Annotated in this window: 19 protein-coding genes; 18 read left to right on the forward strand and 1 reads right to left on the reverse strand. The window is 37.6% G+C overall.

What is annotated here, in order from left to right:
- The first annotated feature begins 29 nt into the window (after positions 1-29).
- From AACZ88_RS09840 to blaOXA, 14 genes are all read left to right on the forward strand, one after another.
- Positions 30-443, forward strand: a complete 414-nt coding sequence (locus tag AACZ88_RS09840; RefSeq protein WP_339709390.1) for a hypothetical protein — start codon at positions 30-32, stop codon at positions 441-443.
- Positions 444-1,343 (forward strand): mechanosensitive ion channel domain-containing protein, encoded by a 900-nt coding sequence (locus AACZ88_RS09845; protein ID WP_339709392.1) that lies wholly within the window; start codon positions 444-446, stop codon positions 1,341-1,343.
- Entirely contained in the window at positions 1,324-2,211 is an 888-nt protein-coding gene (locus AACZ88_RS09850) for an ATP cone domain-containing protein (RefSeq protein ID WP_339709394.1), read from the forward strand. Before AACZ88_RS09845 ends, AACZ88_RS09850 begins: the two co-directional genes overlap by 20 nt.
- A gap of 32 nt (positions 2,212-2,243) precedes the next feature.
- Positions 2,244-3,614 (forward strand): MBL fold metallo-hydrolase, encoded by a 1,371-nt coding sequence (locus AACZ88_RS09855; RefSeq protein WP_339709396.1) that lies wholly within the window; start codon positions 2,244-2,246, stop codon positions 3,612-3,614.
- A 226-nt stretch (positions 3,615-3,840) separates the two neighbouring features.
- Complete coding sequence (locus AACZ88_RS09860; RefSeq protein ID WP_339709398.1) at positions 3,841-5,070, forward strand: Gfo/Idh/MocA family oxidoreductase; 1,230 nt, start codon at positions 3,841-3,843, stop codon at positions 5,068-5,070.
- A 172-nt stretch (positions 5,071-5,242) separates the two neighbouring features.
- The gene (locus AACZ88_RS09865) at positions 5,243-6,295 is read left to right on the forward strand and encodes a glycosylase (protein WP_339709400.1); all 1,053 of its coding nucleotides are present in this window, start codon (positions 5,243-5,245) and stop codon (positions 6,293-6,295) included.
- Between the two features lie 295 nt (positions 6,296-6,590).
- Positions 6,591-7,082, forward strand: coding sequence for an RNA polymerase sigma factor (locus tag AACZ88_RS09870; RefSeq protein WP_339709402.1), 492 nt, complete (start codon positions 6,591-6,593; stop codon positions 7,080-7,082).
- Positions 7,066-7,722 carry a hypothetical protein gene (locus AACZ88_RS09875; RefSeq protein ID WP_339709404.1) on the forward strand — a complete coding sequence of 219 codons (657 nt, stop codon included), beginning with the start codon at positions 7,066-7,068 and terminating at the stop codon, positions 7,720-7,722. Before AACZ88_RS09870 ends, AACZ88_RS09875 begins: the two co-directional genes overlap by 17 nt.
- 101 nt (positions 7,723-7,823) lie before the next feature.
- Complete coding sequence (locus tag AACZ88_RS09880; RefSeq protein ID WP_339709406.1) at positions 7,824-8,270, forward strand: hypothetical protein; 447 nt, start codon at positions 7,824-7,826, stop codon at positions 8,268-8,270.
- 206 nt (positions 8,271-8,476) lie between these two features.
- Positions 8,477-9,280 carry a carbohydrate-binding family 9-like protein gene (locus AACZ88_RS09885; protein WP_339709407.1) on the forward strand — a complete coding sequence of 268 codons (804 nt, stop codon included), beginning with the start codon at positions 8,477-8,479 and terminating at the stop codon, positions 9,278-9,280.
- A 294-nt stretch (positions 9,281-9,574) separates the two neighbouring features.
- On the forward strand, positions 9,575-10,168 hold the full coding sequence (locus AACZ88_RS09890) for a helix-turn-helix domain-containing protein (protein ID WP_339709409.1): 594 nt from the start codon (positions 9,575-9,577) through the stop codon (positions 10,166-10,168).
- A gap of 171 nt (positions 10,169-10,339) precedes the next feature.
- Positions 10,340-10,882 carry a DinB family protein gene (locus tag AACZ88_RS09895; protein ID WP_339709411.1) on the forward strand — a complete coding sequence of 181 codons (543 nt, stop codon included), beginning with the start codon at positions 10,340-10,342 and terminating at the stop codon, positions 10,880-10,882.
- An 87-nt stretch (positions 10,883-10,969) separates the two neighbouring features.
- Positions 10,970-11,851, forward strand: a complete 882-nt coding sequence (locus tag AACZ88_RS09900) for a TraB/GumN family protein (RefSeq protein ID WP_339709413.1) — start codon at positions 10,970-10,972, stop codon at positions 11,849-11,851.
- 23 nt (positions 11,852-11,874) lie between these two features.
- Entirely contained in the window at positions 11,875-12,732 is an 858-nt protein-coding gene (gene blaOXA, locus AACZ88_RS09905) for a class D beta-lactamase (RefSeq protein WP_339709415.1), read from the forward strand.
- A 140-nt stretch (positions 12,733-12,872) separates the two neighbouring features.
- On the opposite strand, the gene AACZ88_RS09910 is transcribed toward blaOXA, so the two are convergent.
- Complete coding sequence (locus tag AACZ88_RS09910) at positions 12,873-13,502, reverse strand: TetR/AcrR family transcriptional regulator (RefSeq protein ID WP_339709416.1); 630 nt, start codon at positions 13,500-13,502, stop codon at positions 12,873-12,875.
- A 54-nt stretch (positions 13,503-13,556) separates the two neighbouring features.
- Between AACZ88_RS09910 and AACZ88_RS09915 the strand changes: the two genes are divergently transcribed.
- From AACZ88_RS09915 to AACZ88_RS09930, 4 genes are all read left to right on the forward strand, one after another.
- Positions 13,557-14,414 (forward strand): alpha/beta hydrolase, encoded by an 858-nt coding sequence (locus AACZ88_RS09915; protein ID WP_339709418.1) that lies wholly within the window; start codon positions 13,557-13,559, stop codon positions 14,412-14,414.
- A 306-nt stretch (positions 14,415-14,720) separates the two neighbouring features.
- Positions 14,721-15,911: an FN3 domain-containing metallophosphoesterase family protein gene (locus AACZ88_RS09920; protein WP_339709420.1), complete on the forward strand. Its 1,191-nt coding sequence runs from the start codon at positions 14,721-14,723 to the stop codon at positions 15,909-15,911.
- A gap of 387 nt (positions 15,912-16,298) precedes the next feature.
- The gene (locus tag AACZ88_RS09925) at positions 16,299-16,865 is read left to right on the forward strand and encodes a Crp/Fnr family transcriptional regulator (RefSeq protein ID WP_339709422.1); all 567 of its coding nucleotides are present in this window, start codon (positions 16,299-16,301) and stop codon (positions 16,863-16,865) included.
- Between the two features lie 63 nt (positions 16,866-16,928).
- Complete coding sequence (locus AACZ88_RS09930; RefSeq protein ID WP_339709424.1) at positions 16,929-17,381, forward strand: DoxX family protein; 453 nt, start codon at positions 16,929-16,931, stop codon at positions 17,379-17,381.
- Positions 17,382-17,544: the final 163 nt, after the last annotated feature.

Here is a 17,544-nt window from a genome sequence, read left to right on the forward strand (position 1 = left end):
CTGATATAAACATCACTAAATTCAATAATATGAAAAAAATAGGTATTTGGATGGATAGGCAAAAGGCCCATATCGTTACATTGACCGATGATGGGGAAAAATTGGACACTCTTTTTTCCGATGTAGAATTTTTCAATTTAAAGAGTAGTGCACCGGCCCGGGTAAGATCGGGTGGACCGCAAGATGTGGTACATGAACGTAAATATTTAGAAAGGGAAAATCATCAATTGAAGGAATACTTCGAAAAATTGGCACATTCGATTAAAGGGGCCGATGCCCTAGCAATCTTTGGCCCGGCAGATGCAGGGGAGAAATTCAAAAAAGAACTGGAAGAAAAGCATACAGCTTTGGCCAAAAAGTTAAAGACGCTACGAAAAGCGGATAGTATGACCGACAATCAGGTGAAGGCACTGGTCAGGGATTTTTATAAGCACCTTAAATAGATGCAAGAACTGTCTGATTTTCTTAAGACCCCCATGGTAAGTAAAATACTGGTCATGCTACTCTGGCTCATCATTATCTTACTCGCCATTGGCTTTCTACGCAAGCTATTAAAGCGGCGTATAGAAGACAGGGCGATTCGTTATAAGGCTCAAAAGGGTATCGAAATCATTGGTTACGCACTTATTGTGCTATTAATCGTGGTTTCTTTTACTCTTGACGATGTAAGTGACTATACAATTGTTATAGGGCTATTCACAGCGGGGCTTACCTTTACATTACAAGAATTGATTCTGAGCATTGCGGGGTCGTTCTATATCTTTTTCGTACGGGTCTACAAACCGGGCGACCGCATTGAAATCAATGGAATCAAAGGCGATGTTATCGATATCGATAGCATATATACCACCATTATGGAAATGGGCGAATGGGTAACAAGTGATAATTATTCAGGCAGGATAATCAAGATCAGCAATGCCTTTGTATTTAAGGGTCCGATAAAGAACTATTCGATGGATTTCCCCTTCGTTTGGGATGATGTCAACGTACTGATAACGCACGAATCAGATGTGGAACTCGCCAAGAAACTCATTTTAGAAATTGCTGAAAGCCAGCTATCGGACTATGCCCAAAATTCTAAGGCGAAATGGGAAGAAATGGTAAAACGCTATTACATCGAGAATGCGACTATCGACCCCACTATTGCTATCAATTTGACCGATAATTGGATCGAGGTCAACCTAAGATACATCACAGATTACAAACGCAGACGTGCGACCAAACACGAACTGTTCGATGCCATTCAAAAAGCGGTGCGCCAAACGCACGGAAAAGTAATCTTGGCCTCGACCACTTTACAACTTCTTAAAATTCCTGAATTAGATGTCAACATTAAAAAATAGCATGGCAAACGAAGATACCTTGGCCAACAAAGAGACAATGGTTGATATTGTTAAATCGTCTGGCGAAAAAGTACGGTTTTCTATGGATAAATTGCGCAGTTCGCTACGGCATAGCGGAGCCTCCGATGCCATAGTGAAACAAATTGTGAATACCGTACGGGATGAACTCTATCACGGTATCTCAACCAATGAAATTTATAACCGGGCCTTTTCCCTATTGCAAAAGAAAAAGTCAGTTTTCGCCTCTAAATACAAACTTAAAAAAGCCATTTACGAATTGGGACCTACAGGATTTCCTTTTGAGAAATTCGTGGCCGCCATTTTAACCTATTCGGGATATACAACGGAGGTCGGTAAAATAATGCAAGGTATTTGTGTGACACATGAAATTGATGTTTTTGCGGTAAAAAATGAGAAGGTGAGCATTATCGAATGTAAATTCCATAGTGAAGAAGGCCGAAACTGTAATATAAAAGTGCCCTTGTATATCAACTCGCGATATCAAGATGTCAAACAACAATGGGACAAAAAAAAGGATGAAACGCTGAAAATGGGTCGCGGCATGGTCGTCACCAACACCCGTTTTACGGCCGATGCCATTACCTATGGCAAATGTATCGGACTAAACCTTTTGAGTTGGGACCACCCCAAAGACAACGGTCTTAAAGATAAAATCGACCGTTTGGGTCTTTATCCTATAACCGTATCGCAACTACTTACTGAGCGTGAGAAACAATTTTTGTTAAGCAGGGATGTCGTGCTTTGCCGACAACTACTCAAAGATAAATTCTTTTTAGACCATCTTGGAATTTCTGAAACCCGAAAAGAAAAAATAGTATCGGAGGTGCAACAACTGTGCAGTTCATGAAATACCATTGCTAAAAACAGTCTTTCATTCAAATGAAAAAAGTAAAAATACATTTTTTAGGGGCCTCGGGAACGGTAACGGGTTCCAAATATTACCTCGAAACTCCAGAACTGAACGTTATGGTCGATTGTGGCATGTTTCAGGGTTTAAAAGAGTTACGCAGCCTAAATTGGCAACCGCTGCCCATTGACGCCTCCAAGATCGATGTGGTACTATTGACCCATGGTCACTTGGATCATACAGGGTATCTACCACGATTGGTCAAAGAAGGGTTTCAAGGTCAAATCATCGCCACCCCACCGACTTTGGCCATAACCTCCATTATTTTAAGGGACAGCGCCAAAATTCATGAAGAAGAAGCCGAAAAGGCTAATGCAGAAGGGTATAGCAAGCATCATCCCGCTTTAGCATTTTACAACATTAAGGAAGCCCAAAAAGCCATAGATCTTTTTCAATATGGGGAAAAAGATGAATGGATAGTACTATCTGAAAACATTCGTTTTAAATTTCGATACAACGGGCATATCATAGGCGCAACGTTCGTCGAGTTGTCTGTTTTTGGAAAAGTATTCGTTTTCTCAGGAGATATTGGCCGAAAGGAAGATGTATTGTTATCGGCTCCCGAACATCCGAAATGGGCAGATTATCTTTTTATGGAAAGTACCTATGGCAACAAAGTGCATCCTAAAGAAAATGTAGAGGAAATTTTGGTCACCCTTATCAAAGAGAGCATTCATCAAAAGGGAAATTTAATTATCCCTTCCTTCGCTGTAGAACGTTTACAATCGTTGATGTATGTGCTATGGAAATTGTACAGAAAGAACCGCATTCCCCATATCCCCATTTTTATAGATAGCCCTATGGGCAATAATGTATTGTCCGTTTTTGAAAACCATACCGATTGGCATAAGCTTCCACCCGATGAATGCCGTGCCATGTGCAACCATTTCAACATCATCACTTCTTATCGGGATACTTGGAAAACCATCGACGATAAAAGGTCTAAAGTCGTCATTGCCGGAAGCGGAATGGTAACTGGCGGCAGGGTGCTGACCTATTTGAAGCAGCTGATCGATATTCCCAGCACAACCGTATTGCTTATAGGTTTTCAGGCCGAGGGCACAAGGGGTCGGCAATTGCTTGAAGGGGCCCACGAAATTAAATTGTTCGGAAAATACAGCCCTGTAAAAGCAAAAATCGAACACTTTGAAAGTCTATCGGCCCATGCCGACCAAGAGGAATTGGTGTACTGGCTAAAAGACATCGAGAACATTCCTGAAAAAGTATTTTTGGTACATGGCGAACCCTTGGCCTTGGATGCCTTTCGCGTCAAAATTAAAGATACCTTCGGGTGGCACGTACAGATTCCAAAGTTATACGATACGGTTGAAGTTATGGTGTAATTTATCAATTGCTACATAGGTATATGACATGTACTTCACCCAAAAGCGAGGGAATTTCGATTGTAACTTGCAGGGTCTTTTTGAGTAATGTATTTTTAGGTTTCCCATACGAAGAGAATACAGCGGGTGCCTAGCAATACGGTAGACCAAAATTAGGATGTCATCGTTCTTAAATCTTCTTGAATCGTGGCACAGGTATAGAACTTTTAATATCCAAAATAAAAGAATGAACAATCGAAATAATAAAGAATACTCCCGTCGCAATTTTCTAGGGGTGACCGCTGCAACGGGAACCGCCCTTGCCCTTTCCCCACGCTTCGCCTTTGCGGGCATACCGACTTCATCAAGAAAAGTACGTGTAGGTGTCGTCGGCGGAAGATTCGGTCTTGGATTTTTCTTTAATGAACACCCCAATGTCATCGTCGAAGCGGTTAGTGATCTGCGGGCTGATCGTCGGGCGGCGCTTATGAGCACCTATAAATGTAATACGGCCTACAACTCGTTGGAACTATTATTAAAAGACCCAAAAATCGAAGCTGTAGGTATTTTCACCCCTGCCCCAGATCATGCCGACCATGTTGTTCAAACCCTCAAAGCAGGCAAACATGCATTATGTGCGGTACCTGCGGCCTTGACCATCGAAGATTGTTATCGAATTTTAGAAGCCGTTAAATCGACCGGAAAGAAATACATGATGGCCGAAACTTCCACCTACAGACAAGAAACGATTACCGCAAAAAAGATGTATAAAGCGGGCAAGTTTGGTTCCATTTTTAGTAGTTCGGCCCAATATTACCATCCGGGTCTTGAAGAATTGTATTTCAACCCCGATGGTTCCGCTACTTGGCGCCATGGCTTTCCACCCATGCTGTATCCTACCCATGTTACCGCTTTTTTGATTGCCGTGACCGGGGAACGATTGACCCATGTGACCGGAATTGGTTGGGGCGATAACGACCCCATCCTTAAGGGGAATCCGTACAACAATCCGTTTTGGAATGAAACCGCCTTCTTTAAAACCGATCGCGGAAATTCGTTTACAGGCGAAGTATGCTGGCGGGGTGCCTTGTCACATTGTGAAAAAGGGGAATGGCGTGGTGATAAAATGAGTTACTATATGGGTTATAAGAATGAACCGATACACACGGTTCATGCCGGTGATACATTGGTAAAAGATGACGGTGGCTTTACGGTAGCCCACCCTGAACTAAAACCCTACGATCAAGAGAAGTGGTATGAAACCGATGCTTTGCCAGAGGCGATGCGCCATAATAGCGGGCATGGCGGCTCCCATACCTTTATTACGCACGAGTTTATTTCAGCCATTATTGAAGACCGGGAACCGGAAGTGAATATCTATGAAGCCTTGGCTTATACCGCTCCGGGGATTATTGCCCATGAATCGGCATTACAGGGCGGGGAATACAAACAAATTCCCAATTTTGATGAAGAATAGTGTTCTTCAGAAATTTTGTCAGACCCCTTCGTACGCCAAAAGCCGCGCTCATTGGCCAATTCGTAACCACGGGATCGAATCTGTTGTCGTAGGCCCAAGACCTGTTTAAAAACTACCAGCTCATTTGACAAAGAAGTTATAGTGCCTCAAAAAAAGAATGAAAAACTTTCAGATGAATAGAATAATAGGCGTAGCAATCATAGTCATACTATCATTAATGGGGTGTAAGCAGACAGCAACACCATTACAAAAAGTGGTACCTCAAGAAGAGATGCAACGCGTTTTCAATGAGATCAAAACACCTTTTAAATATGGTATTGTAGTGCAACAGCCAGATAGCACAAAAATGGTGGATAGTCCCACTATATTCCGAAAAAATAAAGTCTGGTATATGACCTACATTATTTTTGATGGCCAAGGCTATGAAACGTGGTTATCACAAAGTGATGATTTACTGCATTGGGAGTCGAAAGGAAAAATACTGTCATTTACAGATGACACTTGGGATGCCAATCAAAAAGCGGGCTATGTATCACTGGTGAATACCGAATGGGGCGGTGATTATTCGGTAGAAAATTACCAAGACAACTATTGGATGACCTATTTGGGCGGAAACACCGCCGGCTACGAATCGGGCACCTTAAAAATAGGCTTGGCCAATTCGAAGACCCTAACGACAGCTAAGGAATGGAACACCACCAATGCACCGCTCTTGTCTCCCGAAGATAAAGATGTGCGTTGGTTCGAAAACAAAACCATTTACAAAAGTTTGGTTATTCGCGATAGCCTTCAGCATACGGGCCACCCCTTTGTGATGTATTATAATGCCAAGGGAAAAACGGGTAACTATGAAAGTATTGCTATGGCCGTATCTGACGACATGAAAACCTGGCAGCGATTTGGGGAGGACCCCATTATAACTCGGAAAAAAGGCATTTGTGGTGATGCACAGATAGCTAAAATAGATGATCTGTACGTTATGTTCTATTTTGGGGCTTTTTGGAAACCCGGCGCTTTTGAACGGTTCGCCTGCTCGTACGATTTGATCAACTGGACCGACTGGGAAGGCGAAGACCTGATAGCCCCTTCTGAAGCCTATGACACAAAATATGCCCATAAACCTTGGGTGGTGAAATGGAAGGGTGTGGTGTACCACTTCTACAATGCCGTAGGAGATCAGGGCAGGGTAATCGCCTTGGCGACCTCAAAAGACTTGTCAAAATAATAAAAATTAACATCGAATTGCGCAGAACCACCAAAGGGGCGAGGGCTTACACTAGCTACTTGGCCGACTGCCAATCTACTTACTAAAAACACATTTCAGATTATAAATTTTAATGTATTTTTAAAAAATCATAAAATTAGCCACCCTTATTTTTATCCCCATGTATAGGAGGTATAAAGCTATATAGGAAGTTATGCCCAACACACTTTCAAAGCTGCTCTTTTGTATTTGAAATAATAGCTCATTTGCGTGTAATAATTATCAATTCACACCACTAACTAAAAAACAAGCAATATTGAGTAGCGATTTTTATAAAACATCTATCCTGCCGTTTTCAGGAATAATCATCAAATTGTGCAGGGCGTATACCAATTCACAGGAAGATTTTGAAGATTATTATCAAGAGGTATGCTTACAAATTTGGAGGAGTAAAAAAAACTTTCGCAAAGAATCGGAATGGAGTACTTGGGTGTACCGAATTTCACTGAACGTTTGTTTGACCTTATTGAAAAAAAAGAAAAACAATGGGCGTCATTTCGTGTCCGATTCTTTGACGGCTGAAGAGACAGAAGAAAATTATGCATTTTCAGACGAATCCCTAAGTCTACTATATGATGCAATTAGAAAACTCTCAGAAATTGATAGAGCCATTATCACGCTTTATTTAGAAGAAAAACCGTATAAGGAAATTGCTGAAATTATAGGAACAAATGCCAATAATATTGGGGTACGGGTTAAAAGAATTAAAATTAGATTAAGAAAAATATTAGATGGAAAAATCAATTGAAAATATATGGAAAGAAGGTTTTCTAAAGAGCGACGCATTAGTCGCTCCAAAAATAAACGACCTATACAACCAAAAATCAATTCATATCATTGATAAATTTAAAAGAATGTTTAAGATAAATTTGATTGCAATTGTAGCTTTCTCATTTATTTTTTTAACGGTCTCATTTTTTGTGGGGATACCAATAACGGGTGTTATATTTTTTATTACCCTTTCAGTGCTTGTTATGATCAATAAGAAGTTATTAGATGATTTAGAGAAAATAGATATGGGTGCAAGTAGTTATCAATACTTAAAGACATTTAACCAATGGAAAGAAAAGCAAGTAGCTATCAATAAGAGAATGTCAAAATTTTTGTACCCGATTATCTTTATGTCAATGATTGTAGGCTTTTGGTTTAAAGATGCCGAAGGCATTCCATTGGGAGAAAGACTTGTAAATGAAATTCTTGTTGGCTTTCCAAATATTTATTTGGTATATGGCATTCCGTTGATAGGAATCGTTATCGCATTATTGATTTTAGTTTTATTGGCATTTTTTGGAGGTCGAATTTATAAATGGGATTTAAACATCGTTTATGGAAAAATATTCCGAAAATTAGAAGAATTGATGTCCGATATAGAACGTTTAAGGAGCTAAACACCGCCCTATGGAAGGTGATTATAAAGTTTTTAAAAAAAATAAATGTTAGGTGTAATAATTTTTGCTTTGGGCCACTAACCAAGAAAACATTAAAATTTATGACACTAAAAAATGCATTTGACTTTTTTGAAAGTTTAATAGCTAAAACGAGTAAAAAATCGGAGATAAAGGTTTACCAAGAATTTATTGAAATTATAACCAATTTAGAACAGAAAGATTTGACCGAAAATGAAATTCACGCTATAGAAACGGAATTGGATAGTTTAAAATCAAATCTTGAGAACAGAAAAAAATATTTCAGAAAAGCACTTCGTGATTTTAAAAAGTATTTAAAAGACACATTTTCATTAACTACCAAAGGGCATTACACGACTTTATATGGTGGTTTAGGGTTAGTGTTCGGTTTGTTATTTGGAGTTGCAATTTTATCTAACCTAGAACGCTCGCTAGGTATTTCCCTAGGTTTGATTGGCGGAATGGTAGTGGGTTCAATTATGGGCCGTAGCAAAGATGCCCAAGCCAAAGCCACTGGAAACATGCTCTAATAAGCACAAGAATCAAACCTAAAAATTCAACCTGCATAAAAGTGCCGGACAAAAGAACAAAAACAGCTAATGAAGCGCAGGTGATTAAAACTTGCGCTTTTTTAATACATTTATATTAGTCGAAGATATTACGACGCTATAAACGCAACTTTTCATATACAAGACATGCATTGCAAGCAAGAAAAACGAATATCCATAACAAAAGAATGACCGTAAAATCAGATTATATCGCCAAAAAAATCAAGGACTCCATAAAAATTGATGGTAATACAAAAAAGGCGGTTTGGAGAAATGCCAAATGGAGCAATCGATTTGTAGATATGGTATCTGGAGATTTGGGAATGTATAATACACAAGTGGCAATACTTTGGAATACTTCGCATCTTTATTTAGCTTTTGAAGCAGAAGAACCTTTCGTAGAGGCCAAATTAACGGAAAGAGACAGTATTCTTTTTTTAGAAAACGATTTAGAATTATTTATTGATGGTGGTGACTGCTATTATGAATTAGAAGTGAATGCCGCCAATACCATTTATGAAGTCTTTTTTATCTGGAAAGATGCCTATAAAAAAGGAAGTAAGTTTGATATTCCCCAATTCGATGTACATCATGATCAAGCCTATACATTTGGGGGCGATTATGACAGAAAAGGGGCATCTTTCTGGAAAGGAACACACCCTAGGGGAATACGTTGGGCATTCACCAATTTTGATTTACAAGATTTACAGACTGCCGTACAAATAGATGGAACATTGAATGACAATAGTGATATAGATAACGGCTGGAGTTTAGAAATTGGAATTCCTTGGAAAAGCTTAGAATTGCTGGCCAATGGCCGAACGATACCTCCTTCGGACGGAGATATATGGAATATGTTTTTAGGGCGATTCCAAAAGTTGATGGTCGGTGACAATGAAGTACAACCACATCCTGCTATGGTATTGAATAGCCATGGAACCTATGATACACATTTACCAGAAAAATGGAGTCGGATCAAATTCACGGTTTAGTAAAATTTAAAGCCTAGCAACGAATAGAAACGAACCTGCGGCGAACCCTTCACCTAAATAACCTGGTTTTTAGATTGCTCATTTTAATGTATTTTTAAAAGGTAAAAACAAGACTTCCCCATAATTTATTCTTGTGCCAAAAACGAATAAAGGCATATTTTATAGTTACATAGCGAGTTGTTTGTCATGCGCAAATGTGACTAGGACACAAATGACGTAAGAATGACATAACAAAGACGCTATCAATATGACGAAACCAAAATACTTTTACTTCAAATTAAAAACCATATAGAAATGAACAATTTAAATTTGGCACAAAGAGTAAAAGATTTAAGGAATAGAAAAGGAATATCACAAGAAGTTTTGGCTGAAGAATCGGGTTTAAGCTTAAGAACAATTCAGAGAATTGAAAACAACGAAACTGTTCCTAGAGGAGATACTTTGAAAAGATTAGCCATTACATTAGACACTTCACCAGATGAAATAGTAGATTGGAAAATACAAGAAGACCAAAACTATTTGACTATTATGAGTCTTTCTGCACTTGGATTTTTGTTCTTTCCCATACTTGGAATTATTATTCCATTGACAATGTGGATTTTTAAAAAAGATAAACTGAAAAATGTGAACGAATTAGGAAAATCAATGCTGAATTTTCAAATATCGTGGACACTTTCATTATTCTTATATTATATCTTCATTATAATTGGAATGTTTGGAGGCGGTTTTCGTGGAATATTACCAAATTGGAATTTTGGAATATTTACAATGTTTATCCCTTTGATAATCCTATATGCATATAATATAATTGTTACAGTATATAATACCATTAGAGTTTACAATAGAAAATCATTTAAATATAGACCGGCATTACGAATTTTAAGATAAAAGGTACGCCGCACAAAATCGTTTAAAAATAATTGCGGTTGTGTGCTAAAACAAAGGTAGTTGCGTATTTGCTAAATTAGTTGCTGAACCGTGGGCCTTACCGTATACAACCGCGTTGCCATTCATCGCAAAAAAAGTACGAGAATTCTAAATACTAAGAAATTGAACCCTATGAAAAAATTATCGATTCTGACTTCGATCTTACTATTTTCCGCAATTGCATCGCCTCTTTTCGCTCAAGGAAATGACTTTATCAAGGAATACTTGGAGCGGTTGGAAAATTCGAAAAAGTACTTGATTCTTGTTGCGGAAACCATGCCGGAAGACAAATATGATTTCAAAGCAACACCGGGAGCCATGAGTTTTGCAGAAAACCTGATGCATATCGGCTGGGCAATGGATTGGCATAGTCAATCATTGATGGGTGGCCGCAAAGCCAGGGATTGGAATACCGACACCGAACTTAAAGTCGACAACAAGTCTAAAAAAGAAATGATTGAGACCATTGATAGAACATTTGATGCCGCCATAGCATTTATTTCAAATTTTGACACAAACAAGCTGAAGGAAAGATTAGATTATTTTGGCGCGGATAGAACAAAGAGACAGGTTTTATTATTACTTGCCGACCACATTACCCACCACCGAGGGCAAATGCTTGTTTACATGCGATTGAATGGATTAAAGCCCCCAAGGTACGTTCTTTACCAATAATTCAAATAGAAAAACAGCTGTGTCAGTCGGGGAATTAAAGCATATAATTGACATTGTAAAAACGAAAACAAGCGTGTAGCAACTGTTATGAATACAAGGGAAATTATAACGCTACTGCTTTTACTCTGGACTTCAACTTCAGTTTTAGGTCAAAATAATCGTGATACCTTGCTAAACAACACGGTTCTCTTTAAAGTTACGGCCGAAAATTCGACAAAAACGTCCTATATATTTGGCACGCATCACGCTTTCGGAAAATCATTTTTTGATTCGTTAACGACAGCCAATAAAGCCTTATCGGCCTCTGAAATACTAATAAAAGAGAATTTAAATATACCGGGGCATACCGCGGAAGAAATAATCAATAGCCGGAAAAAAGTAGTGAAATGGCGTACGTATTTAGACCAAAACGATTTGACATTCATCAAAAACTTGTTTGCCAAAAGTCCAACGGATTTCAACAAAATGACCCCGGCAGAAATGTACGCTTTTTTAAACCGGCATTTCAAACAGTACATCTGTTTAAACAAAAGTTCCAATGACACCTCTCTTTCGTTGGATGACTATATCGGGTTTAAAGCCAAGGAACAACAGATAGCACTGTACGGACTAGAAACCTCCGCCGAACAAATAGCGCTGATCAACGAAGACATTGCCGGAATGCCCAAAAGAACCCACAAAAGGAGACTCAAAAACAGTATCGCTAAAATTAGATCTGAAAACAACAAAGACTGTGGTGAAACCGATTGGTATGCCCAAATGAAAATGGACTACCAACTGCATAGCCCCTGTAGCAACACACTTATCTTAACCGATAGAAATAACAAATGGATGAAGAAAATTAAGGAATTGCTGGAAACCAAAAACTGTTTTATCGCCGTCGGCTTAAGTCATTTAATGTACGACTGCGGACTCATCAACCAGTTGCAACAACTCGGTTATACCATTACCCCCATGGGCTTAGAGTAAAAAACTAACATAATCACAGCCAAATGAAAATATATTATTTCACATTACTATTAGCTTTATTCTTTTCCTGTTCGGGTAAGAAGACCGCTTCTGATAAAAATCAAGACAACGCTACAGCACGTGAAATTGTAGTCCCGGAATTTCAAACAATTATGGATACTTCAAATATTGAAGGAGCCATTCTGATCTATGACCTTGAAGATGACACCTACTACTCGAATGACTTTGAATGGACTAAAAAAGGGAATTTACCGGCTTCTACATTTAAAATAGCGAATTCAATTATAGCATTGGAAACGGGGGTTGTTGAAAACGACAGTACACTTTTCAAGTGGAATGGGGAACAAAGAAGACTTAAAAATTGGGAGCAAGATTTAATCTTTAGCGATGCCTTTCATTTTTCGTGTGTCCCCTGTTATCAAGAGGTGGCACGAAATATCGGAATACAAAGAATGACCGAATATTTGGAAAAACTGGACTATGGAAACATGATAGTTGACTCAACGAATATTGATCTTTTTTGGCTCGAAGGAGCATCCCGAATTAATCAATTTCAACAAATAGACTTTTTAAAGCGCTTCTATCAATCCGATCTCCCGATTTCCGAACGGACTAAAAAAATAATGAAAAGGATGTTGGTAATCGAGGTAAGTGATGAACACATACTCAGTGGAAAAACAGGGTGGTCAATTAGGAATGGAAATAACAACGGCTGGTTTGTAGGATATCTGCAGTACAAAAACAAAACTTATTTTTTTGCTACAAACGTATCGCCTAAAGCACAATTTGATATGAATATGTTTCCTATGATTAGAAAAGATGTGACTTTTAAGGCCTTCGAACAACTGAAAAGAATTAAATTAAAGGTACACTCACCATAATACACCTTACACAGGGCGTTCCTACTAAAAAATAGCTTCCTATACCAATAGTTAAAAGGCTTTTTGGGTTTCTGTCAGTGACGAATTGCCCATTGCAGGTGCTTAGCGAAACGGCTTACCTATAAAACGAGCTGTATATATCACTCAAAAATCGCCGGTATTAATTTTTGAACTTCTTCTTTTCCCTGCAACGTAAGAAACGGAAATAAAATACTTAAGAATATGTTCACGTGGTAATCGATGGTATACGGGTTTGACTTATTGGAATAAAGTCCGCTAGAATATAACCAGGTATTACCGTAATTGATCATTCTTTCAGCGAGAAAATTATATTCCAGTTCAAAAGATGCATCTTGCATTAAGCCCTTTTCCTGCATTTTTTCAAATAATAAAAAACAACCCTCAACTCTCTTTTTATAAACCGCTTGAAAATGGTCGTTTACTGTAGTACTTATCGACAATAGATTATATAGATCAGTCCAAAAAAATGTATAGTCCAACATTCTTTTCATACTTCTCTCCACGTCAATCTTAATTTGTTCAATCGAAACTTCTGTTTCATTCAATGCGTGTACCCGATCATCAAATTCCGAAACCATTTCAAAATATAAGGCTTCAAAAATATCCTCTCGTTTTTTGTAATGATAATTGAGATTTCCTGAACTCATATTCATTTTTAGGGCAATCATTCTTATGGTTACATCATGGTAACCATTTTCGTTAAATAAGGCTCTAGCGGCATCTAAAATCTGTTTCTTTTTTCTTTGCATTAGTAAACTTGTCCTAATAAATTATAATTAGTAAATTTGTCCTAAAATTACAAAATGAAATCATTATATAAATCGGCATCAGGTAAAAAAGAAATACTGAATCTTTATGACCAAAAGCTAAGAGCGCTCGATATCGTTTATACAGATCAAATTATTGATACTGATTTCGGAAAGACCAATATTATTGTAACTGGAGATGCCACAAAGCCACCAATACTCGTTATACATGGTTCAAATGGCTGTGCCCCTATTGCCTTGGAAACCTATTCGAACCTTTATAAAGATTTTCAAGTATTTGCCCTAGATGTTTTAGCGCAACCCAATAGAAGTACAGAGACGCGATTAAGTATGAAAGACAATAGTTACGGTATCTGGATCAATGAGATTATAAATAAATTGGGTTTAAAAGATGTGGTCATGGCCGGTTTTTCGTTTGGAGGGTTGATCATACTCAAAACGCTGATTCACAACGAAAAAAATATTAAAGAAGTGTTTTTAGCTGCGCCTGCATTTATTGTAAATGGAAACCCTTTAGTGCTATTGTTTAAGGTATTTGTTCCTATGAAATTTTATATAAAAACTAAAAAAAGGAAATATCTTGAAAATTTTTTAAGAACACTATTTACCGAGCCAGATTCTTTCGCCTTAAATTATCTGGCAAAGGTATTTTTATATTTCAAAATGGATTTTACTCCTGTTCCTGTAATAAAAGAAGCAGAGGCTAAATCAATACAAACGCCTATCACCATAATTGCTGCAAAAAAGGATATTATGTTTCCCGGTATAAAAATGCTTAAACGTGCCCATAAAATTTTCCCTTCTTTAAAAGCGTCTGTTTTGTTAGAAAATTCAAAACACGTTCAAAACAGCACCGATAATAAAAAAATTGAACAACTCATATTACAAAAATAACGTATGACGAAACCAGCCAAAATCAATACGGGTTTTGGTGCTTTCCCACAGTTATATGTTTATTAACAAGTTCGCTACATCTTGTTGATTTGGCTTTGTAAAAATCAAAGCTTTTTGGATGTCCATCACATATAAAACCAATTTTTGGGTGTCTTGGGAATTGGCTTATAGCCACAACGACCGGTACATTGTAACTAAATAGCCCCTCCCAACAACCCCTCTTATAACAATTGGTTTTTAGCTTACACATTTTAATGTATTTTTAAATGCTAGAGAACGTATTTATTAAAAAATAGACAACCACTTATGAGAAGCAAGTGCAACATCAAAAGCTCTTTTTATGCCATTGTTTTGTTCATGTGTTCAACGCAATGGATTCATGCTCAAAATCTTGAAATTACACATGGTCCCTATCTTCAATACCTCACCTCCAATGAAGTAACCATTTGTTGGAGTACTTCTGAAAATTCAATATCATGGGTCGAATACTATAAAGAAGACGGATCAAATTTTTATCAAAAGGAACGAACTAAAATTTTTAACTCCGCTGACGGACTAAAGAATATAAGTATGTTACACCGTGTAACGTTAAAAAACTTGACTCCTGCCACAAAATATGCCTATCGTATTTATTCACAAGAAGTAAAAGATGATATGAGTTTTGGAAAAACTGTGGCGACCCAAGTATACAAAAAAGAACCTCTTTATTTTACAACCCAGCCCATAAAGAAAGAACAAATATCACTTGTAGTACTGAGTGATATGCATGAAAAAACGGCTAAAGTAAGCAGTCTTTTGAAGGGCGTTGAATGGGATACAACTGACTTTGTATTGTTAGATGGTGACTTTGTGGATTCTTTTGATTCGGAATCGGATTTATACAACGGGGTACTGGATACCTGTGTGGCTATATTTGCACAAACGAAACCGCTGGTTATTGTAAGGGGAAATCATGAAACAAGAGGTAGAAAGGCAAATGAACTAAAAAAATACTTTCATTTCCCGGAAAACAAATATTATTATACCTATTCGATCGGAACAACATTGTTTATTATTTTAGATTCAGGAGAAGATAAGGCTGATTCTGACATAGAATATAGCGGATTTGCAGATTTTGATGCATATCGTAGCGAACAGGCAAAATGGTTATCAGAAGTTGTAAAATCAGACGCTTTTAAAAATGCCGAACACAAAATCGCTTTTATGCACATTCCCCCCTATGATCACAACAGAGGGCAAGAATGGCACGGGGATCTTGAAGTAAGATCAAAGTTTGTACCCATACTTAACAAGGCAGGTATCGATTTAATGGTCAATGGCCATAGACACCGGTACTCTTTTCAAACTGCAAAGGTTGAAGAAAACAATTTTCCCATTCTAGTTGCAGACCATAAGACGCGCTATAAGCTATTAATTGATAAAACAGGAATTAAAATTAAGGGAACCGATAGCGATGATAAAGAGGTGTTAACTATGTTCATCGAGAAAAATAATTAAGCTGCCCATAATTTAAACAGGGGACTAAAGTGTAATTGAGAAACTTTGGCCACCAGCCGTAACCGCTGCACAAACCATTATTACAGAAAAAGTAGCTTTATAGACCCTTCATAGAAGCTTTTTGATGATTGCCGGCGATAGGTAAACCAAGCCCAGGCAGTTTACGAAACTGTCGATATAAATAATGAACTTGGGCAGTGCAACAAAGTACCACCTCCCAACACCCCCCACCTAAAAAAATTGGTTTTTAACTTACATTTTTTCATGTATTTTTAAAGGGTAGCGCACAAGACTTTCCCCAATTTGTGCCCCTGAAACAAAGACGATAAAGCTATATTTAGTGTCGATATAAAACGTTAGCCACAAACAAATAAGCATACGTAACCCATGAACGAAATCAGAAATTTTATTGAAAACATCACTCCAATGAACGATGCTGATTGGCAGTTTTTTTCTTCAAAATTGCAAGAAGTAAAACTCAAAAAAAATACGCCTTTATTAAAAATTGGGGAAATCGAAAAACAACTATCGTTTATAAGTAAAGGAATCGTCAGATTTTATGTCCCAAGGGAAGAGGTCGATTTAACTTTTGGTTTTCTATTCGAAAATGAATTTGTCACAGGTTATGATTCCTTTTTAAAGCAAACCCCTTCTGAATACCAAATTGAAACGTTGACGGATACCATTTTATGGACAATTTCACACAAAGACTTACAGGAGGTCTATGAAAGCACAAACAGTGGAAATAGTATTGGACGAAAAATGGCTGAAAATATGTTTCTCATAAAATCGAAAAGAGAACTTTCCTTATTGAGCAAAACAGCGGAAGAACGCTATCTGGACTTATTTTCTGACAGACCACAATTGTTACGGCAAATTCCATTAAAATATATTGCTTCCTATATTGGCGTAACTCCGCAAGCATTGAGCAGAATAAGAAGACGCATTACTTAACTTAGGTTCATTGTTTTTACATTGGTGCTTGCTGACCTTTGCATATCACCAATTATGTAAAATATGAAACCGCTAATTGTACTTTTATCAAGTTTTATTATCGCCCTTTTTGTACTTAAAATTATCAAAAATGAATATGATTTTCTCCTATCTGCAAGAATTGCAATGTCGATAATGCTTGTATTTACAGCTATCGGGCATTTTGCATTTACAAAAGGAATGTCGATGATGATCCCTAATCTTATACCTTACAAAGAAAGTTTTGTTTATCTCACAGGAGTATTTGAAATCTTCATGGCAATAGGGCTCCTAATTCCAAGATTTAAATATATAGCTGCGTGGACGCTAATCATTTTTCTGCTGCTAATGCTACCAGCTAATATTTATGCTTCAATAAACCATGTGAATTATCAAAAAGGAACATTTGACGGACATGGTCTTTCGTATTTGTGGTTTAGAATTCCTTTACAAATCCTTTTTATAATTTGGGTTTATATGTGTTCCATCCGAATGTAATCAGAAGGCAACGTCAGTGGCCAACAACGACAACCGTTGTACAAGTCGTTACTACAGAAAAAACAGTTTTATCTACCCCTATTTAAGAGGACTTTTTTGGTTTCAGTCAGCGATAAAAACCAATTTCCAGTGCCTTGCGAAGTTGTCTAGCAAATAAATAAGC

Source organism: uncultured Kriegella sp. (genome assembly GCF_963975415.1).
Taxonomy (GTDB): Bacteria; Bacteroidota; Bacteroidia; order Flavobacteriales; family Flavobacteriaceae; genus Kriegella.